Source organism: Agrobacterium sp. 22094, assembly GCF_052046015.1.
In the GTDB taxonomy this organism is placed as follows: Bacteria; Pseudomonadota; Alphaproteobacteria; order Rhizobiales; family Rhizobiaceae; genus Agrobacterium; species Agrobacterium cavarae.
In genome coordinates this window covers 1-19,870 of the sequence record NZ_JBQEPX010000003.1, presented here as the reverse complement: position 1 = coordinate 19,870, position 19,870 = coordinate 1, and the positions used below count along the sequence as shown (strand labels likewise).

Below are 19,870 nucleotides of genomic sequence, written 5' to 3'. Positions count from 1 at the left end.
AGACTGTCATGACCGTTACGACAGGGGAGATGACGCTCACTGAAATGTATAGAGATCCACTGATCCTTTCGGTGATGCGCGCGGATGGTATCGCTCTGAATGAGTTCAAGGAGATGATGGCTGCGGCTACCGCGTCTCTGAAGACACGGGGCGCAACATTGCCAGAGGTGCGATTCCGGACGACTGAAGCCGCAGCGTCTTCGAGAAGTCCGCAGGTGGCGACGATGCAGCCGTTGTTCGCAGGTTCATTTCAATCGTGCTGTGCAAATTTGTAACGTCTGATCAGCGATTTGGCGTTCGACAGGTCAAACGCACCCGATGTGACGTTGGGATTTTGGTTGAATTTTAGTGGTACGCCAGAATGGAAGCCGAGGCCTGTTTGGTGATAAGTTCATCATAAATCCAGACAGCATGGTCCTTAATTTCCAGGCAGCAAGAGCGTCCCCCCAAGAAGGCGGAAGCCAACGTGCATTGGGCTGTGCAAAGCGCAGTCCGATTAGGGGGCAGAGGTTCGGTAACTTTCAAGAGCTTGCGATCGCTACCTCAGCCCATCTGAATTTCCGGGCGCCACAGCCATGTCAGTTTTTTGGCCGCTTTGACTTTAAGCTCCTGCGGAAATCCGGTTCGTAGTATTTGTCAGATAAAGACGTGTGAAGTCTATCGCCTTCATAGGGCGCCCGTATAGATAGCCCTGTCCTTCATCGCATGCGTAGTGCTGCATCAGGTGTTCTTGTTCGACCGTCTCAATGCCTTCGGCAATGACTTCGAGGTCAAATCCCGCAGCAAGTTTTGCGACCGCTTCAACGATGGCCTCGTCTTTCTTATTGCGCTCACTGCCGCTTACGAACGACCGGTCGATCTTCAAGCGCGTAACAGGATAGTCCTTTAAAAGGCTGAGCGACGCGAAGCCGGTTCCGAAGTCATCGAAAGCAATTCCCACGCCGAGTGAGCGAAGGTAATGAAGGGGCTCCATGAGCCGGTGTTCATTTCGCAGGATGATGTTTTCCGTTATTTCTAGTTCCAGCGCCGTTGCCGGTAAATGACTGTCCGCAAGCGCTGTCTCGACGGATTTTGCAAAATCCCTTGCCCTAAATTGGGCTGCAAACAGATTGATACCGATCCTGAAATTTTTGCAACCGGCCTGCCGCCACTGCGCCGCCTGCGCACATGCCGTGCGCAATATCCATTCGCCCACGGGAACAGCAAGAAGGCTTGCCTCCAGTACAGGCAGAAAGGCGCCAGGCGAGACGACGCCAAGCTGTGGATGGTTCCACCTTATCAGCGCTTCCGCGCCCGCTAGGCTGCCATCGCTGAGTTTGATCTGAGGCTGGTAATAGAGCTCAAACTCCTGATTTTCCCAGGCTTGACGGATCGAGGAACTCATGGCTCCCTTCTTCAAAGCCGTTTGGCGAAGCTCAGGTGTGAATATGCGCACGAGATGGCGACCATCTGCCTTGGCCTGATAAAGCGCCAGATCGGCGTTCCCCAGCATCTGCTCACTGTCGTCTTCCGGGCTTGATTTCAAGGAAATGCCGATACTCGCCCCGATGTGAATGGGCTCGTTGTCGAATTCTATAGGTTCCTCAATAATGGAGATGAGCCTCGAAGCAAGCTCACTGGTCTTCATGGGATCGACCGTTTCAGAGATCACGATGACAAACTCATCCCCGCCCAACCGGGCCACCATGTGGTGGTCAGGGACGCTTTCTCTCAGACGCTGTGCAACAATCTTGAGGACAACATCCCCCGCGGAGTGCCCCAACGTATCATTCACGTCTTTAAAACCGTCCAAATCAAGAAGGAGGAGCGCCAAAGGCTCATGGCTTTCGCAAGCCTGCCGAATACGCCGCTTCAAACTTGATCTGTTTGCAAGGCCGGTAAGATCATCGTATTCAGCAGCATGTTTTAGTCGCTTAACAGCTTCCAAACGGCTGGTTATGTCGCGGATGATGGCCCCGAACTGTGGCTCGCCGGCCTCGTTCCATTGCGAAAGGGAGAGCTCTATCGGAACGTCGGAGCCGTCGCGACGCTTCGCCGTCAAATTGACAGAGGTTCCTATGATGCGAGCGGGTCCGCCTGACGCGACTCTGGCAAGGCCCGCACCGTGCCTGGCACGCATTGAGTCCGGCATGATGATGTCGAGAGGTGTGCCGAGCGCTTCTTCCTTGGAATACCCAAAAATCTCTTCTGCAGAAGCATTCCAAGACGTGATCTGGTTTTTGCTGTTTGCGCAGATGATGGCGTCTGGAGATGTCGATGTAATATTGATGAATTTGTTACGGCTAGTCTCGCTCTCCCGTTCCAACCGGCGCAATTCCATTCTTTCGAGGACCATCGCTGCCAGATCCTCAAGTATTCGCTGGTCACGATCCGAGAACGTCAATCTCGGTTTAGGGTCGATCAAGCAGAGGCTTCCAAGTGCGTGTCCTTCAGACGTGATGAGGGGTGCGCCAGCATAGAACCGAATGTTCGGATACCCCGTAACCAACGCATTCGTTCGGAAGCGCTCATCTTTGGTTGCATCCGGGATTACAAAAACTCTGGATTCCATCATTGCGTAGGTACAAAACGAGACATCTCGTCCGGTCTCACATACGTCCAGGCCGATACGGGCTTTGAAAAATTGTCGATTACGATGCACTAACGAAATCAGAACAGTTGGGACATCGAAGATTCGTGACGCCATCTGTATGATATGGTCGTACTCCTGCTCGGGCGCCGTATCCATCAGCGCGAAGCTATCCAGCACCTCGATTCGTTTTTCGTCATCGCTGGGAATCGGGTAGAGGCTCATCACAGTCGCTCGCTGGTTTATATCACATATGAGCAAAAGCGAAAAAGCTTAACGCACAGTAATTCCGAGACGAAAGGTTCGGCCAGCACGTTAAACCGTGCGATTAGCCTTTATGATTTCTAAATAAACTTAAGTCGGTACCAACTGAATTACAAAATGACAGCAATGCAAACAGACATGGGCGGCCCGCCTACGCCGCCCAGAACGAAGACACTCGCACATCATCGTCGTCTCAGTGTCCGATAATCCGTGCAAAGATCTTTGAGCGGACATTCTATCTGCAATCTTCGTCGAGCTCTTCACAGCGTGCTTGTACCGCTGCAGTAGCTAAGGCATTTGCTGTCCGACGAGGAGCCACGGCTCCGGATGGGCGTTGTCCTGCCGAGCGGGAAACGGCCCACGTTGCGCTTTTTGTCGTTGGCTAGTTCGTGGCCGCTGCTGTCTACTCTTCCACCATGGCAGCGTTTTGCTGCGTGCTTTTGGTCGCTGTATTGATGGCGCGGTTAATTTCGATAGGTGCAGTAGACTGCTCACGCGACGCCTCAACGATCGCTGTAATATCGCTGGTTGCATCGACCATTGATCAGGAGAGATCCATGCCCCCTCGCATCGTCGGCATTGCCGGAAGCTTCAATCGCCCGTCGAAGACGCGCGCACTCGTGGAGCATGTCGCAGCCATTGCAGCCGACCGCTATGGTTTTTCCGCCAATATCCACGATTTGCAGGATGTCGGTCCGTCGCTCGGCACAGCGCTCTGGCGCAACGAACTCGACGAACAGGCGAAGGGAGTGATCGACGAAATCGTCCATGCCGATGCGTTGATCATCGGCTCGCCGACGTTCAAGGGCTCTTATCCCGGCCTCTTCAAGCATCTCATCGACCTGATCGAACCAAACGAGCTGCGAGGCAAGCCGATCATCATCACCGCGACCGGCGGTGGCGATCGTCATGCCCTGATGGTCGAGCATCAGCTGCGGCCGCTTTTCGGCTTCTTCACCGCGCATACGCTGCCGACTGCCGTCTATGCCTCCGACCGCGATTTTGTCGATTACCGCGTGAACTCGGAGCCGCTTGCAGCGCGTGTCGAGGCCGTCATCGACGAGTTCTCTGCCTTCTTTCCTCCAGCGCGCGTCCGCCTCAAGGCTGCCCTGTGACATTGGCCGCTCGGACCCTGCAGGCTCAGCGCCGTCAGTGCGTCGCTATCCTCGGCGGCGGCTTTTCTGGAGCGGCGGTCGCGCTGCATCTCGCCGACGCAATTCCGGGGGGCAGCGTGGAAATCGTCGTCTTCGAGCCGCGCGCCGAATTGGGGCGCGGGCTCGCTTATGATAGCCTCGATCCGGCCCATCGGATCAATGTGCCGGCAGCGCGCATGGGTCTTTTTCCGGATCGGCCGATGGATTTTGAGGAGTGGCTTTCCGAACACGACGCGGTGGCCGATGATCCGGCTGCGCGTCGTCCTGACGGAAGCCTCTTTCCGCAGAGGCGCGTTTTCGGAGCCTATGTCGCGAGCCGCTTGAAGCCGCATCTCGACGCGGATCGTATCGTTCACCGCCGAACCATGGTCGCTGGCGTCCGGCGCTTGGGCGATGGCTGGGTGATCACCGACAAGCATGGCGACGAAACGCGCGCCGATTTCGTCGTGATCGCCACGACACATCCAGCGCCGCAGCCGCCACGTCATCTGCAGGAGCGTCTTGCCGGCCATCCCCGCTATGTCGCCGATCCGACGCTGCCGAACGCGCTGGCGGCGATACGCCCCGACGACCGGGTGCTGATCGTCGGCAATGGCCTGACGGCTGCGGACGTGGTGGCGTCATTGGTTTTGACGGGCTATCGCGGTTCGATCTTCTCGCTGTCGCGTCGCGGCTTGCGGTCACGAGGACATGCGCCAGATCCTCAGGAGCCGTTCGGTGATTTCGCAATCTCGCCGGCAAAGAGCGCTGCAGTGCTGCTTCATCATGTCCGCCGAACGCTTACGCAGGCTGAAACAGCTGGCATCGGCTGGCATGCGGTGCTTGATCAGGTTCGGGCGCAGGGGCGGACAATATGGCAGGCGCTTTCGATGGCCGAGCGGCGCAGGATCGTCCGGCATTTGCGACCCTTTTGGGACGCACATCGTTTCCGTGTCGCGCCGCAGGTCGAGGATGTCCTTGATCGGGCGATCGCCGAAAACCGTTTGAAAATCCTCGCCGGCTCGATCCAAGAGGTGACCCGCGATGGCGACGATATTCTCGCGACCTTTAGGCCGCGCGGCTGCGCTCCCGAAACGGCGCGGTTCGACGCCGTCGTCGTCACTACCGGGCCGGCACATGGTGCGATTCTGAGCAGCCAGCCCTGGCTCAATCAACTGGCGCGCGACGGGTGGCTTACGGCTGACCCCGCCGGTCTTGGCATCGCCTGCAACGAACAATCGGAAGCGTTGGGCGAAGGTAGCGCAGCTGAAGCCACGCTTCTCATCGCCGGGCCTCTGGCACGCGGGACCTTCGGCGAACTGATGGGATTACCCCAGGTCACCGAGCACGCGGTCTTCGTCGCTGGCCAACTGCAGTCAAAGCTCGTCGCGCACCAGATTTGCAAGCCCTGAAGCAGGTTGCGCAAACGTGGTCACGGGTTGCTAGTTTAGTACCGCGCAGCAATTCTTGTGAGCTTTGCACGAGGTGCGGAAACCATTTCTTCGATGTCTACAGAGCCCATCAGCTACACTGGGTCAATTGACGCCTGGAGTTGCCCCTAGACCGAGCCAAGGCCATCATGACATTCCAGTGTTATGTCGACATCCCGTGACCCGAGCTGAACGGTGCTTTCTGGTCTGACACCGTGGTCCGTTCATGCGGTTTTTGAATGCAGCCCGCGCCTGCAAAGACGGTTATGGGGTGTAAGGATCTGTGAAGATTGCCTTGCTTCATGAGCGAAGCCCCGTCTCCCGCGTCGCGACCGCTTACGGGCTCGGCAAAAGGCCTGCCAAAATGCCCTAGACGTAATATTGAAGGCCATCTGGGAGGTCACCTTTTGCGTGTGACGTTCGGGGCGATCGCCAGACGGCAGAAGGACCAAGCTCGATGAGACCGTCTCCTTCGTGCGCACCAAGAGCCGCGCCTGGGTAGACAGCGGCGTAGACAACGCCTGGGATGATCCCTACACGATCCAGGCTGTCGGCGATTTGACACTGCGCCTGCATGCGGCGCAGGCGTTGCTTGAGAAAGCCGGTTACGCCATCGACCGGGCTATCCAGAATCCGAACGCTGAAACGGTCGCCGAGGCGCAGATCGTCACTGCCGAGGCAAAAATCCTCTCGACCGAAATCGCCATTACGGCGACCAACAAGCTCTTCGAACTCGCCGGGACACGCTCCACACTTGCGGAGCATCACCTTGATCGCCATTGGCGCAATGCCCGCACCCACACGCTGCACGATCCGGTCCGGTGGAAATACTCGATCCTGGGCAAGTACTTCCTCAACGACGAGAAACCCCCGCTTCACGCCTGGAGCTGAGGCCCTCTATGACAGGGGCGCTCCAATGGGCGCCCCCTTCACCTCTCATAGAGCACACACGTTGACGGAAGCGGAAACTCGATACGTCGCGATTTACGCTAGCTTGCCATTCCGAGCCTAAGAGGACGGTCACTAATGCATCTCGCGGCGTTTCCCGCTCACCTGCCACTGAGAATTTCCTCGGTGCGAGGTCACCGCACCAATTGTACCCGTCGAATAGAGCCAGAGCAAAACCAATTAGCGCCGGTATTGTGTGATCATTGAGAGCGCCTCGATATGTAAATAATTCTTCGAGGCTTCCCGCTCTGCATCGGGCAGTTCGTGGGTTTTCCGCTTATTGTCGCTATAGATATCTCTGCGTCGCTCTCGAGCATTCTACGCGCGAATCAACCGCCGTTCTCAAATCAGGTGAACGACAGTTTGGAGGATAGGGGCATATCCTCAGCGCGCAAATTTCTCTTTAACTTCATCACGCGTCTGTCACTATCCAGAGTTAGGCCAGCCTTCACATAGGATCATCGGTCATGGCGAATTTGGAAGATGTAGCGAAGAGGGCGGGCTGCTCAATCGCAACCGCCAGCCGTGCTCTGGGTGCGCGCGGTCCCGTGAGCGATGCGGTGAAGGCGCGCGTGCGGGTGGCGGCAGCGGAGCTTGGTTATCGCCCTGGAGTGGCGCCACTTTCTCGTGGGGGGCGGAGGCCATTGGTGGGGGTGCTTATTCCGAGCATTACCAATCCAGTCTTTGCGGCCTCGCTGTCGCAAATCCAGAACCGTATGCGGGTAGGTGGTCATGCCGTTGTGCTGGCGCAATCCAACTATGATCCTGCGCAGGAAGCTGATGCGATCGAGGCGCTCCTTTGCGAGCGTCCCACCGGACTCATCCTGACGCTTTGCAATGCGGAGAATGGCGTTCGGCAGGCAAGCCGGCTGCCGCCTACCGTGTTGCTCAACAACCGTCCTACCTCTCTTTTTCGCGCAGCCGTCACAGTCGATAATTTTGAGGCTGGCCGTCGGATCACGCAGCATTTGATCGATCGCGGACATCGCCGCATTCTCTTCGTGTCGGGCAGTTTCGCTGCGTCCGATCGAGCCCTGTTGCGCTACGAGGGATACCGAAAAGCGCTCGCAGACATCGAGGTTGCTCCGTTGGCCGCGCTGCAGATTCCGTTTGTCGAGAACCAAGAGCAACCAGATATTTTCGTCGCTGTCATGGAATTGAGGCCGACGGCCATCATTGCCTCGAACGATCTTCTGGCCTGCGGCGTGATCGGCGCTTTGCGTCGCGAAGGGCTTTCGGTTCCGCAGGACGTATCGGTCGCTGGGTTCGACGGTATCGCCATTGGTCAGTTGATGACACCACCGCTGACGACCATCGCAATGCCTGATGCCAGTATGGGAGCGGTCGCAGCCTCCCTTTTGCTGGATATTGCAGAAAAGGGCGTTGCGCCACGGCATCTGCAGGTCGAGTTTGCCCTCAGAGCGGGGGGATCGGTCCGCTCCATCTGATTGTGGCCCGCCGCAATCGATGCGGCGGGTATCGTTTCATCTAACGCATGTCACGCGAAAGTATGTAGCGGTCTTGCGATAGGAACATGCGGCAATACTAAAACTTGGAGCGTGAGGAGCGGATCTGGAAGATCGCGACACGCTTGAGTTCAGTTCGTGCGCGGCAGAAGGCGTTTTACTTCCTTGGCGGCATCGTCGAGCGCCTCTTGCGGAGACGCCGATTGGTCGACGACGCGCGAGATGTTGTCGACGATGGTTTGCGTCACACGTACACCATTGGCGCCGGGGAAGGCGTACCAGGGGGTCATGCGCGGCATCTGGTTAAGGCCGGCCAGAAACAAGGGGTTTTTCTTGTAGAAGTCGCCGAGGTATTCCGGGGACTTTGCAGCCAATTCATTGTTCGGCACATAGCCGGTGCCGGGGACGACGACGGATGCGCCGTACGGACCTGCCGCGAACTTGGCGAACTTCCAGGCAGCGGCCTGCTTGGTTTCATCATGGGTGAGGATGACGACGGCATTGCCGCCGGTGGGAAGCTTGCCCTTGACGGGATCGATCAGCGGGATCGGTGCCGTACGCAGATTGAACTTGTCGCCGACATTCTTGATGGTATTGCGTAACGCGCCGGTGGTCTGGAAGGCAAAGCCCACTTTTCCTGCCACGAAGGCCTGCTCGCCGGCCGCCTTGGTGAAAACGGGCATGCCTGCTTCCTTGACCAGGCGGTCGATCATTCCCATGGCCTTCTGACCTTCCGGACCGTTGAAGGCGACTTGCGTTTCGTCGGCACTGAGCATTGTGCCGCCAGCGCCGAAGAGAAGGGCGGAGAACATCCAGTCGTCGCCCTGCCAGCGGAAGTCGATGGAATCCACGCCGTTTCCAAGCGCCTTTATCTTCTTACCAAGCGTGATGACCTCGTCCCAGGTCTTCGGCGGCTGGTCAGGATCGCCGCCGGCGGCCTTCACCAGATCGGCGTTGTAGTACATGATCGGGTTTGAGGTTGCGAAAGCAAGACCAACCTGTTTGCCATTGACTTGGGCGAGCTTCATGATCGTGTCCGAGAAGCCTTGATCCGCCATGCTCTGCTTGTCCTTGGCGATCATCGGTCCCATGTCGACAGGAATGTTGCGCTCGTCGGCCATGCGCAGACGATTGAGACCGATGAAGGTCACGTCAGGCATTTCGGCGGTGCCCACCTGGCGCATGATTGTCTGGATGCCCTCTTCATAGGTCGCGGAAGGGTTGGCGAACTGGATCTTGATATCCGGGTTCTCTTCCATGAACTTCTTCGAAATCGTGTCCATCACGTCCTTGAAGAAACCTGGCATAGGGTAGTGGACCGTGATGGTCGTTTCGGCATGGGCCGGTAGAGCCACCATCATGGAGACGGCGGCGGCAGTGAGTATCTTGGTGAAATGCTTCATGGCATGTCTCCTTGTGTGAGAGGTAACCGGTCAGCCCTTGAGACCGGTCATGGTAATGCCCTCGACGAAGCGCTTTTGGGCGAACAAAAACGCCAGGACGAGAGGAAGGGTGATGATGAGGGTTGCGGCCATAAGCGCGCCGTAGTCGTCGCCTGCCTCTGCTGCACGGAAATAGAGTAGACCGAGCGGAGGGGTGGCGTAGGTTTGGTTAGAGACGACGATCAGTGGCCAGTAGAGATCGTTCCAGTGAGCCACCACCGAGAAAATGGCGAAGGCCGTAATGGCCGGCCAGGCGTTGGGCACGATAACCCGGGCGACGATGCCCATCTCCGACATTCCATCCAGCCTTGCGGCATGAATGAGATCATCCGGCATGGCGCGGAAGAACTGCAGAAAAAGGAAGATGCCGAACACCGAGATGGAGAAGGGCGCGACGAGCGCGGTGTAGCTGTTGAGCACCGCCAGATTGTTGAAGGCCACATAGAGTGGAAGCGCTGTCGCGTGAATGGGGACCAGCAGGCCCAACATAACAAGCGCCATCATCAGCCTCGCGGCGCGAAAGTTCAGCTTGGCAAGCGCATAGGCGCAAGGAACCGCAATCAGAACCTGAAAGAAGAGGATAAGACAGCAGACCACGACGCCGTTGAACAGCAGGCCCAGCATATTCACGCGGGTAAAGGCCTTCATGAAATTCTGCAGGAAGAAGGAGTGTTGCGGAATGAGGGAGAGCGACGAGGTGAAAATCTCGCTCTGGCCCTTGCCGGCAGTCGACAGCATGAACACGTAGGGTGCCAGGAACATTAGCGCGCCGAGGCAGAGCAGGCCAAGACGCAGGGCCCGACCAAAAGTGAAAGTGGCTTGCGGGTTCATGTGTAGTGCACCTCGCGGTCGAGCAGGCGGTATTGGATGAACATCATGACGACGAGGACGGCGAGGAAGATAACCGTCATGGCGGAAGCGTAGCCGACCCGCAGATATACGAAGCCCTCTTGGTAGATGGTGAAGAGAAGCACCTCGGAGGACTTGTTGGGCCCGCCTTCAGTCAGAGTCTTCACTGTCTCGAACACCTTGACGGCGTTGATGACGCTGATTGTGATGACGAAGAGCGTGGTGGGTCCCAACATGGGCCATGTCACGAGGAAGAAGCGATCGAGACCGAATTTTGCCCCATCGACATTTGCCGCGGCATAGAGGTCGCGTGGGATCGCGGTCAGGCCCGCCAGAAAGAGGACCATGTTGAAACCGGCGCTCTGCCAGATACCGATGATCGCCAAGCTGTAGAGCACGGTGCTCGATGAGCCGAGCCAATTCGGGCCGGTGATCCCGACCAGCTGCAGGGCGGCGTTGATCGGTCCAATGGTCGGATGAAACAGGTATTGCCAGACGGTGGCCATGGCGACGAGCAGCGAAGCGACAGGCAAGAAATAGGCGGTGCGGAAGAAGGACTGACCGATCTTTTCGCTTTCGATCAAAAGCGCGATGCCAAGTCCTAGGAACAGTGAGACGGGTGCCACGATGGCACTGTAGATCGCCGTGTTCCACAGTGACTGCCGGAAGGTGCGATCAAAGAAGAGTTCGGCATAGTTTTCGAAGCCGACGAAGCGGAAGCTGCCGTAGCCAAGCTCGAAATCGGTAAATCCCAGGAAGACCACAGCGGCAAGCGGGGCGAGAATGAAGGCGATCATCAGTATGACAGCCGGCAGTGCGAGCAACCAAGCGGTTCTTGCCTGCCGCGCAGCGCCGATATCCGGCAGTGCGAGGGACGTTGCGGGATAGGTTGCCTCAACCATGAGCAACCTCCAGTGCGTCCGCCGTCACGGGCTGAGAAGACAGGCGTTTGCCATCCTGTGCGAAAAGGAGCGCGCGGCCCGGTTCTGCAAGGATGGAGACCGGCATGCTCGCGGACATGCCTTTGGCTTCAGCAGGTGTCAGCTTCGCGACAATCGGCTGGTTCAGTCCATCGATCACCATATAGACGATGACCTCGGAGCCGAGAAACTCCAGGCGCTCCACATGGGCGGCAATGCCGCTTAGATTAGGGGACGACACGCGCAGATGTTCCGGCCTGATTGCGATGGTAACTTCGTCCCCTTCGCGTGCAGCACCACTCACCGTCAGACAGATGTTCCCGAGCTTCACTGTCCTGTCCGACGTTACCCGCGTCGTGAGTGTGTTGATCCGAGGTTGACCAAGAAAACGGGCGACCTCGATATGGACCGGATCGTCATAAATGGCCTGGGGTGAGGCGAGCTGGAGAAGATTGCCGGCAATCATCACGGCAACCCGGTCCGCCATCGACAGGGCCTCCGCCTGGTCGTGGGTAACGTAAAGGGTCGGCACGCCTGCGCGTCGATGCAGATCGACGATTTCTCCGCGGGCATGCACACGCAAATTGGCGTCGAGATTGGATAGCGGCTCATCCATCAGGAAGAGGGCCGGACGCCGTACCATCGCCCGTGCCAATGCCACGCGCTGACGCTGACCGCCGGACATCTGGCCGGGCTTGCGATCGAGCAAATGCTCGATCTTCAGCGATTGCGCCATGTCCTGAACCTGCCGTTGGATGGCGCTGCGGGCTTCTTTCTGACCGGGCAGCAGGTTGCCAAGAATCGGCAGCCGCTGAACGCTTGTCAGTTTGCGCATTGCCAGCGGAACGGCGATGTTTTGTGCAGCGGTTAGATGGGGATAGAGCGCATATGACTGGAAGACCATCGCGACATTTCGCTCGGCCGGCGCGAGCGCCGTCAGTTCACGGCCGTCCGCCACGACGCTGCCCGAGGTGGGATGCTCGAGGCCCGCCACAATGCGTAGAAGCGTGCTCTTGCCGCAGCCGGAAGGGCCGACCAGCGCGATGAATTCGCCAGGCTCCGCCTCCAGGCTGATGCCTTTGAGAATGGCGTTGTCGCCGAAGGATTTGGTAATGCCGGAAAGACGAAGCGCGCTCATTCAGCAGCCTCCCCGGCGGGTTGCGGCTTCGGGTAGACCTCGTCGATGACATCGTCGATGTAGTAGGACGTCATGCCTGGAACGGCGACGATCTCGCTCGATACTGTGGCACCTTCGAAGGTATGAATGACGGCGCCGATGAGGCGCTCTCCTGGCATTTCACGCTCCAGCGTGTCGATGAGGAAAGCGGCTGACGGTCCCCAGACAAGACTGGTCTGGTTCAGCGTACCTTGCCAAGCCCAGTGCAGGTGACCGGTGGCAATGAGACCGACATCGTGCTGGCGCATCAAGTCGTAGAGCCGCGCGCGCGGCGCGGGGCGGATGCCCCAGTAACCTGTGTCGCCTTCCAGGGGGTCGTCCACAAATATTGGCTTGTGGGTAAAGAGAGCGATACGACGATCGCCCGCAGCGGCGAAGGCCTGCTCCAGCCAAGCGAGCTGAGCGTCCTCATTTTCGTCTTCCATGCCAAGCAGAAGAGAGTTGAAGCCGATCAGCCTCCAGCCGTGGATATCGCAAGTGAACCGATCTGGACCGACGAGGCTGAGCCAGCGATCAAGACGTGTTTGTGTAACCGGCTGTGGTGATCCCCGCAGGTGGCCGACATCATGATTTCCCGGAACAATCAGAACCGGCGCCGGAGCCTGACGCATCAGCTCCATGCAAAATGTCATGTCGTCGGCGTGATCGGCACCGTCGACGGTGAGATCGCCGGTATGAATGATTAAATCCGGCTTCTCTGTCTCAAGCCAGGCCAGCAGAGGCGCCCAATTGCTGTTGAAATGCGTCTTGGACGGGCTAAAGTGGGTATCTGTGATCTGGATAACCTTCACGGGCAAAACTCCGATGCGTGGGATGAAGGCAATCAGCCTCACCGTCTTCGGGCCCTGATAGAGGCTGAGCTTGTCAGGCGCGTTACAGCGCTTTCCAGTTCCTTTCCATTTTTGTCATCAAACGGTTACAAGCGCCTTTGGTTATTGTGCTCTGGGCCTGCGCAAATTTTTGTGGTCACCCTGATGTTGACCAAGCCTCGTGAAATTCGCTCTTCGTGTAGCGGAGCCTAGCCATGCCCTAGCTCAGGAAAGGCTTCGGCTTTACGCTCGCGCGTCTCTTCGGCCTGCAAAGGTTAGCAAACATGAAAATGTAAAGGCTCACGGGATCACCTCAGTCTACTTGATAGCTGCGACGAGCCCAGCAAAGTGGTCGCCAGCATCTCAATAACGACATTTGAAGGAAAAAAGCCTGAAAGTACAAGGAGGTAATCTGAAAATTCGCGACATGCTTTAGGCTGAAGTACTGATCTAAATTAGTAGGCACCAATTTTTTCACGACTAAATTATTAACTTCAATATGAGAGGTTCGTCCAAACCGCACTTCAGGAACAAAGACCATGGCGCTTTTCTTCAATTCCGATGCCGAAAAAATATTGAACGCACTGGATCTTTCCTTTGCCGTCATCGAGTTTGACGTGGATGGCAACATCCTTAAAGCCAACGAAAACTTCTGTGACCTGATGGGATACTCGCCAGCGGAGCTTCGAGGGAAGCATCACAGTATTTTCCTGGACAGTGACTATGCGCGGTCTGCCGACTACAAGACCTTCTGGAACAAGCTTCGCGGTGGAGAATTCGTTTGCAGCGAGTTCACCCGCCTTGCCAAGGACGGGACTGAGATCTTCATTCGCGGCAACTACAATCCGATCAAGAACAGTGCCGGCAAAGTGCTGAAAATCATCAAGTTTGCCAACGACATCACGCAAACCAAGATGCATGGCATCGACACAGGTGCGAAGATTGAGGCGATCTCCCGGGCTCAAGCCGTGATCGAGTTTAAGACCGACGGTACGATCCTTTCTGCGAACCAGAACTTCCTGCAGGCGCTTGGCTATACGGCCTCGGAGGTTGTGGGCAAGCATCACAGCATGTTCGTCGATCCAGCTTTTGCGGCAAGCCCTGACTACGCAGAGATGTGGCGCAAGCTCAACGCTGGAGAGTTCATCGCCGACGAGTTTATGCGCGTTGGCAAAGGCGGCCGCCACGTCCACATTCAGGCATCCTATAATCCGGTTTTCGACTTCAAGGGGCGGGTCATCAAAATCGTCAAGTTCGCAACGGATGTGACGGACCGCGTCGAAAACGTCGAGAGACTTGCCAATGCTCTGACGAGCCTGGCGCATGGCGATCTGTCGCAAACAATCGATAAGCCCTTCATGGCGGCACTCGATCGGCTGCGCCGTGACTTCAATGCCGCATCGGCCAGGCTGCGGGATGCCATGGCGACCGTGCGCAATAATGCCGAGACGATTTCCGCCGGCGCCCATCAAGTCCGCATCTCCGCTGACGATTTGGCAAAGCGGACGGAGCAACAGGCGGCTTCGGTGGAAGAGACAGCTGCAGCGCTTGAGGAAATCACCACGACGGTGAAGGATTCGAGCCAACGCGCGGAAGACTCCGGCCAACTGGTCGGGCGTGCGAAGGCCCACGCGGACCGTTCCGGTGAGATCGTCAACGAAGCCATGGTGGCGATGGACCGGATCAATCAGTCTTCGAATGAGATTTCCAATATCATCGGCGTCATCGACCAGATTGCCTTCCAGACGAACCTGCTTGCCCTGAATGCGGGCGTGGAAGCCGCGCGTGCCGGAGAAGCCGGAAAGGGCTTTGCCGTCGTCGCCCAGGAAGTCAGAGAATTGGCGCAACGTTCGGCCTCGGCGGCGAAAGAAATCAAGACGCTGATTACTGCTTCCGGTGCACAGGTTGCTAACGGTGTCACGCTGGTTGGCAAGGCTGGCGAAGCGCTGCAGGAAATCGCCGGCAATGTTCAGGACATCAACAAGGATATCGGTGCCATCATCGAGTCCGCCCGTGAGCAGTCGACCGCTCTCAACGATATCAACCGCGCCATCAACCTCGTCGACCAGGGCACGCAGCAAAATGCGGCCATGGTCGAAGAACAGACAGCAGCAAGCCACGGGCTTGCAACAGAAGCGAAGGCACTCTTCGCTTTGCTGGAGCAGTTCCGTTTCGATGACCGCCCGCCGGCAAACCTGGTGACGTCCAAACCCGTTCAGGCCAGACCGCCGGTCCAGCGCGCCAGCCCAAAATTCGCCTCGCATGGCAATGCCGCGGTGAAGGCTGAATGGACGGAGTTCTGATACGGCCATCTCAGGTCTGGCGCTATCAGTTCCCACAGTTCCGATCGTCTAGAGCGCAGTGCGTCCTGTTGGACGCACTGCGCTCTATCGTCTTTAAATCGACGCATCGTGCTTTCCAAAAATCGAGTCCGAACTTCTAGCCGATGCTGTAGGGATCATAAAAAGTGCTAAGCCTCAGGAGAAACGCTGCTCTTGACGCCACAGCTTGACTTTGCACGGGATTGTCTCACCAATCGCGAGGGAGCGTCCCCGGGGCTCTCCCGCCTCAAGGCCGTGTATATGGCGCATTTAAATTTGACTTTAAAAGGAAAGATTTTTATGTGCAAAAACGCTGATGAAAGCGCAAATCTATAAACAGGACGATCACAGAATATGAACAGCGTGAGCCCCATCGTGGATGAGAGCCAAATCGAACCCAGCCGCACGAAGCGTCTGAAAGCGAGCACGCGTGACGCCCATGGTGCGCTCGACAGCTTCATCATGACCGCCAAGCCGTTCGAAAGCCGCGAAAACTTCGGCAAGTTCGTAAAGACGCAATATCTCTTTCACAAAGATCTCGACGCGCTCTTCTTCAATGCGACGCTTGACGGTCTTCTGCCGGATCTGAAAGGACGCCGTCGAATCGGGCTGATCGAACAGGACCTTCAAGATTTGTCCCTCGATGCCCCGGAAAATCAGGGTGCTCGCTTCCAGCAGGATGACCAAAATTTCGATCTGCCGGAGGCAATGGGCTGGCTCTACGTGGTAGAGGGTTCCAATCTCGGTGCTGCTTTTCTGCTGAAAGACGCTGCCAAACTGGGACTTGGAGAAGAGTTCGGCGCACGCCACCTTGCCGGTGCTCCGGAAGGCAGGGGCTTGCATTGGCGTACGTTTACCGCAGCGCTCGATGAGATCGAGCTGACGGAAGAGGAGGAGCGCCGTGTCGTTTCGGGTGCGCAAGACGCCTTCGTCGCGGTTCACAATTACGCCCGTCAGATGATGGCTTAAATTGCTTCGATCATCATGAGAACATCTTGCCAAACGTCTGAGTGACGGAGCAGACCTGTGTGAATAAAACTCACAGATCACGCTTGCAGCGCTGGTTGTCTTTAAAGGTGCTCTATCCTACATCAGACGGGCTTTTGAAAAGGAATTGCGCATGGCGAAGATCAAGAACGTTGCGATCCAGATGGATCATGTTTCCGGCATCAACATTGCCGGGGATTCAACATTCGCCATCAGCCTTGAAGCCCAGGCGAGGGGATATCGCCTGTTCCACTATACGCCAGACCGCCTGTCGATGCGCGATGGAAAGATTTACGCCACCGTCGAGCAGATGGAACTGCGCGATATCAACGGCGACCATTTTTCGCTGTCCGAACCTGAGCGGGTCGATTTATCGACAATGGATGTGATCCATCTGCGCCAGGATCCGCCCTTCGATATGGCTTACATCACCTCCACGCACCTCTTGGAGCGCATTCACCCGAAGACTCTTGTCGTCAACGATCCGGCCTGGGTGAGAAACTCGCCTGAAAAGATTTTCGTCACGGAGTTTGCGGATTTGATGCCCGCAACCCTGATCACCAAGGACGTTGCCGAAATTGCCCGCTTCCGTCAGGAGATGGGCGATATCATTCTCAAGCCCCTTTACGGAAACGGTGGGGCAGGGGTGTTCCACTCCACCCGTGACGACCGCAATTTCTCCTCGCTCTTGGAAATGTTCGGCCAGATGTTCCGCGAGCCCTATATCGCGCAGCAATATCTGCCGGACGTGCGCAAGGGCGATAAGCGTATCCTACTGGTAGATGGCGAACCCGTTGGCGCCATCAACCGCGTGCCAGCGGAAAACGACGCGCGCTCCAACATGCATGCTGGCGGTCGACCCGAGCCGACTGAACTGACGGCGCGCGAAAAGGAAATCTGCGAGCGCATCGGTCCAGCTCTGCGCGAACGTGGCTTCCTCTTCGTCGGCATCGACGTTATCGGCACCTATATGACGGAAATCAACGTCACCTCTCCAACCGGCATTCGCGAAGTGAAGAAGTTCGGTGGCGCCGATGTCGCCAGCCTTCTTTGGGATGCGATCGAGCGCAAGCGCGACGCTCAGGGCTGAAGCCACCACCACAACGCAACTGCCATCAGACCGTCTCAGCCGGTTCGATGGGGTATTCTATCTTAGCGCCTCAATCCCAGAAGGATTAGCACGAAGGCGGCCGCGAGCGGCAGCCATAAGTGCATGAGGCCGATCGCGCTGAAGACGGGAAACTCTTGCCTGCAACCTGTCGGGTTCATGCCGCAGCCAAGCGGGACAAAAAAGAAGAACCAGACGAAGGTCAGACAGACGAGTAGCGCCCCTGCGATCAGCAATATTATCTTCACCTCACTCTCCTTTCGGCCAGCCGCTTCCGGCAGTTTGTGAAAACGTACTGCCGGACGTGCTGAAGCCTTTGGTCGGTATCATTACCACGTCCATGATAGACCGCTAACATACAAACAAACCAACGCGCCATCGATTGATCGCGTCTATCATGTGATGCTTCGAACCGGTGCGGAGAGCCATAGCTGTTATACCCCTCTTGGCGTATGTCCTGTGACGCGCTTGAAGGCGTGGGCGAAGGCGCTTTGCGAGCTGTAGCCGACGGCAAGTGCCACGTCCGAGATGCTGCCCCCATTCGCCAAGTGCCGCTGTGCCAGGACCATACGCCAGCGTGTCAGATAGTCCATCGGAGCGCGGCCGACGCGCTGTGAGAAGCGCAGTGTCAGGGCGGAGCGCGACATGCCGATTTCTCTTGCGAGAGCATCGATCGTCCACCGGCGGGCCACATCGGCATGCATAAGCCTGATCGCCTTTGCAACACGAGCGTCCCCAAGCGCCGTAATCCAACCGACATTCGCAACCGGAGCGCTGGAGATATAGGAACGGACGGCCTCAATAATAAGGATTTCGGCGAGTTTCCCAGCCACCAGATCTCCGCCGATCTGACCGGCATCGGCCTCTTCTTTCAGCGCGGACAGGGTCCGAGCGATTGATCGGGCACCTGGTGAGCCAGGATCGACCCGCAGAAATGCTGGGAGTGCATCGAGGAGAAAAGACGCGTTCACACTGGCAAACCCGCTGCCGCCGCCGATCAGCATCGTGTCGCAACAATCTCCTAGACGCACTGTGTTGTGACCGGGAGGAGCATAGAGCGCCATACCATCGGAGGGCTCAATGTCCGGGTGGCTTGCCACCGCGTAGGAGATGTTGCTGAGCAGGATGACATCTCCCTCAACCAGCGCTTCCGGATCACGATCAGGCAGCACAAGCCAGCAACGTCCCGTCAGGACGGCGACGAATTTCAAGCGCTGCCTTCCGTCGAACGATAAGGCCCAGGTGCCACCCGCCTCAAGGCTCGTTCCACGCACACTGCGCGGTTCCAGGACGGTCAGAACATCGGAGAGAGGATCATTCATTTCGATTTTGGCCGATTGCGAAAAAGATATAACCTATCAAGCATAGATCGTCCAGGAACGCCACCCTATCCTGACGGCTCTCAAGTCAGGAAGGAGAATCTCATGACCATTCAGGGCAAGGTTGTCGCGATCACGGGTGCCGGACGCGGAATTGGGCGGGCGACGGCGATTTATCTAGCCGCACGCGGCGCGCGCGTGGTGCTTGGGGCGCGTAGCGAGACAGAACTCCTCGACGTAGCAAAGGAGATCGAAAGAGCGGGTGGTGACGCGGCGTTGCGCAGCACCGATGTGACGAGGAGAACTGACCTTGAATCGCTCATCCGTCTTGGCCGCGACCGTTTCGGCAGCGTCGACGTTATCGTCAACAATGCCGGCATCGGTCCGATCTCCCGCTTCGATGCGTTGCGGGTGGAGGACTGGGACGCGATGATCGACGTCAACCTCCGCGGAGCTCTCTATGGAATTGCCGCTGCGCTCCCAGTCTTTGCGCAGCAAGGGAAAGGCCATGTGATCAACGTGATTTCCACGGCGGGTCTGAAAATCGTGCCGACCATGGGCGTTTACGCCGCTACCAAGAACGCGCTACGCACCGCCACCGAAGCCCTGAGGCAGGAGGCCGGCGCAAAGCTGCGGGTCACGGAAGTCTCTCCCGGCTTCATCGACACGAGCTTTGCCGATTCATCAATCACCAATCCGGACGTAAAAGCCATGATCAACCAGCAGAAGGAGCGGTTGGCGATCTCGCCGAACGCCATTGCGCGTGCCATCGCCTTTGCCATCGAGCAACCCGAGGATGTCGAGATTGGCAGCGTCGTTGTCCGTCCGACCGCGCAAGATTAGAGCAGGTTACGGTTCTGCTCACTGCTACGGACTGCTCGCCATGGCTCTATGAACGTGACATCGCTCAAAACGTCATTGCGCCTGCATCCGGGGCTTCCGGATGCAGGCGCAAGTGCGGGTTCGTCTCAAGACAATGGCTTTGAGGCCGTAGTGATCCTCGAAAATCGTTTACGGCTCAAGCGCTTGCCGATCAGACGACTTGTCGGAATTCCTCGTCTGCACCGTCCGGGCCACCCATCGACATGTCGAGTGCGAAGCCGTTGGCGCGGGCCTGCTGGGCGTGGA

At 57.4% G+C, this 19,870-nt stretch carries 16 protein-coding genes and 1 pseudogene; 9 read left to right on the top strand and 8 right to left on the bottom strand.

Annotation, left to right across the window (positions count from 1 at the left end; translation table 11 throughout):
• Positions 1 to 8: 8 nt before the first annotated feature.
• Positions 9 to 275: a hypothetical protein gene (locus ACTJK5_RS14975; protein WP_440598791.1), complete on the top strand. Its 267-nt coding sequence runs from the start codon at positions 9 to 11 to the stop codon at positions 273 to 275.
• A 326-nt stretch (positions 276 to 601) separates the two neighbouring features.
• Here the strand turns inward: ACTJK5_RS14975 and ACTJK5_RS14970 are convergent, their stop codons facing one another.
• Entirely contained in the window at positions 602 to 2,794 is a 2,193-nt protein-coding gene (locus tag ACTJK5_RS14970; protein ID WP_440612815.1) for a sensor domain-containing phosphodiesterase, read from the bottom strand.
• Positions 2,795 to 3,390: 596 nt separating this feature from the next.
• Here ACTJK5_RS14970 and msuE point away from each other — a divergent pair.
• The 4 genes and pseudogenes from msuE (at position 3,391) to ACTJK5_RS14950 (ending at position 7,792) form a co-directional block, all read left to right on the top strand.
• On the top strand, positions 3,391 to 3,948 hold the full coding sequence (gene msuE, locus ACTJK5_RS14965) for an FMN reductase (RefSeq protein WP_440598789.1): 558 nt from the start codon (positions 3,391 to 3,393) through the stop codon (positions 3,946 to 3,948).
• Complete coding sequence (locus tag ACTJK5_RS14960) at positions 3,945 to 5,378, top strand: FAD/NAD(P)-binding protein (RefSeq protein ID WP_440598788.1); 1,434 nt, start codon at positions 3,945 to 3,947, stop codon at positions 5,376 to 5,378. The genes msuE and ACTJK5_RS14960 overlap by 4 nt, the downstream gene beginning before the upstream one ends.
• A gap of 471 nt (positions 5,379 to 5,849) precedes the next feature.
• A pseudogene (locus tag ACTJK5_RS14955) lies at positions 5,850 to 6,287 on the top strand (acyl-CoA dehydrogenase family protein); the annotation flags it as partial.
• 524 nt (positions 6,288 to 6,811) lie between these two features.
• A complete protein-coding gene (locus tag ACTJK5_RS14950; protein WP_113227106.1) occupies positions 6,812 to 7,792 on the top strand; it encodes a substrate-binding domain-containing protein in 981 nt (326 codons plus the stop codon).
• Positions 7,793 to 7,941: 149 nt separating this feature from the next.
• Here the strand turns inward: ACTJK5_RS14950 and ACTJK5_RS14945 are convergent, their stop codons facing one another.
• Genes ACTJK5_RS14945 through ACTJK5_RS14925 form a run of 5 tightly spaced genes read right to left on the bottom strand, consistent with a single transcriptional unit; the run spans position 7,942 to position 12,989 of the window.
• A complete protein-coding gene (locus ACTJK5_RS14945; protein WP_440598787.1) occupies positions 7,942 to 9,213 on the bottom strand; it encodes an ABC transporter substrate-binding protein in 1,272 nt (423 codons plus the stop codon).
• A 30-nt stretch (positions 9,214 to 9,243) separates the two neighbouring features.
• Positions 9,244 to 10,083 carry a carbohydrate ABC transporter permease gene (locus ACTJK5_RS14940; RefSeq protein ID WP_062423848.1) on the bottom strand — a complete coding sequence of 280 codons (840 nt, stop codon included), beginning with the start codon at positions 10,081 to 10,083 and terminating at the stop codon, positions 9,244 to 9,246.
• Positions 10,080 to 11,003: a carbohydrate ABC transporter permease gene (locus ACTJK5_RS14935; protein WP_440598786.1), complete on the bottom strand. Its 924-nt coding sequence runs from the start codon at positions 11,001 to 11,003 to the stop codon at positions 10,080 to 10,082. The genes ACTJK5_RS14940 and ACTJK5_RS14935 overlap by 4 nt, the downstream gene beginning before the upstream one ends.
• Positions 10,996 to 12,159 (bottom strand): ABC transporter ATP-binding protein, encoded by a 1,164-nt coding sequence (locus ACTJK5_RS14930; RefSeq protein WP_113227103.1) that lies wholly within the window; start codon positions 12,157 to 12,159, stop codon positions 10,996 to 10,998. The genes ACTJK5_RS14935 and ACTJK5_RS14930 overlap by 8 nt, the downstream gene beginning before the upstream one ends.
• A complete protein-coding gene (locus ACTJK5_RS14925; protein ID WP_113227107.1) occupies positions 12,156 to 12,989 on the bottom strand; it encodes a metallophosphoesterase family protein in 834 nt (277 codons plus the stop codon). The genes ACTJK5_RS14930 and ACTJK5_RS14925 overlap by 4 nt, the downstream gene beginning before the upstream one ends.
• A 557-nt stretch (positions 12,990 to 13,546) precedes the next feature.
• Between ACTJK5_RS14925 and ACTJK5_RS14920 the strand changes: the two genes are divergently transcribed.
• The 3 genes from ACTJK5_RS14920 (at position 13,547) to gshB (ending at position 17,405) form a co-directional block, all read left to right on the top strand.
• A complete protein-coding gene (locus tag ACTJK5_RS14920) occupies positions 13,547 to 15,310 on the top strand; it encodes a methyl-accepting chemotaxis protein (protein ID WP_113227102.1) in 1,764 nt (587 codons plus the stop codon).
• Positions 15,311 to 15,682: 372 nt separating this feature from the next.
• On the top strand, positions 15,683 to 16,297 hold the full coding sequence (locus tag ACTJK5_RS14915; protein ID WP_113227101.1) for a biliverdin-producing heme oxygenase: 615 nt from the start codon (positions 15,683 to 15,685) through the stop codon (positions 16,295 to 16,297).
• Between the two features lie 151 nt (positions 16,298 to 16,448).
• Positions 16,449 to 17,405 (top strand): glutathione synthase, encoded by a 957-nt coding sequence (gene gshB, locus ACTJK5_RS14910; RefSeq protein ID WP_062423610.1) that lies wholly within the window; start codon positions 16,449 to 16,451, stop codon positions 17,403 to 17,405.
• Between the two features lie 62 nt (positions 17,406 to 17,467).
• Here gshB and ACTJK5_RS14905 read toward each other — a convergent pair whose 3' ends face one another.
• Complete coding sequence (locus tag ACTJK5_RS14905) at positions 17,468 to 17,671, bottom strand: hypothetical protein (RefSeq protein ID WP_062423609.1); 204 nt, start codon at positions 17,669 to 17,671, stop codon at positions 17,468 to 17,470.
• A gap of 186 nt (positions 17,672 to 17,857) precedes the next feature.
• Positions 17,858 to 18,745, bottom strand: a complete 888-nt coding sequence (locus tag ACTJK5_RS14900; protein WP_440598785.1) for an AraC family transcriptional regulator — start codon at positions 18,743 to 18,745, stop codon at positions 17,858 to 17,860.
• Between the two features lie 102 nt (positions 18,746 to 18,847).
• Here ACTJK5_RS14900 and ACTJK5_RS14895 point away from each other — a divergent pair, with 102 nt between their 5' ends.
• On the top strand, positions 18,848 to 19,585 hold the full coding sequence (locus ACTJK5_RS14895) for an SDR family oxidoreductase (RefSeq protein WP_440612814.1): 738 nt from the start codon (positions 18,848 to 18,850) through the stop codon (positions 19,583 to 19,585).
• The last annotated feature ends 285 nt before the right edge of the window (positions 19,586 to 19,870 follow it).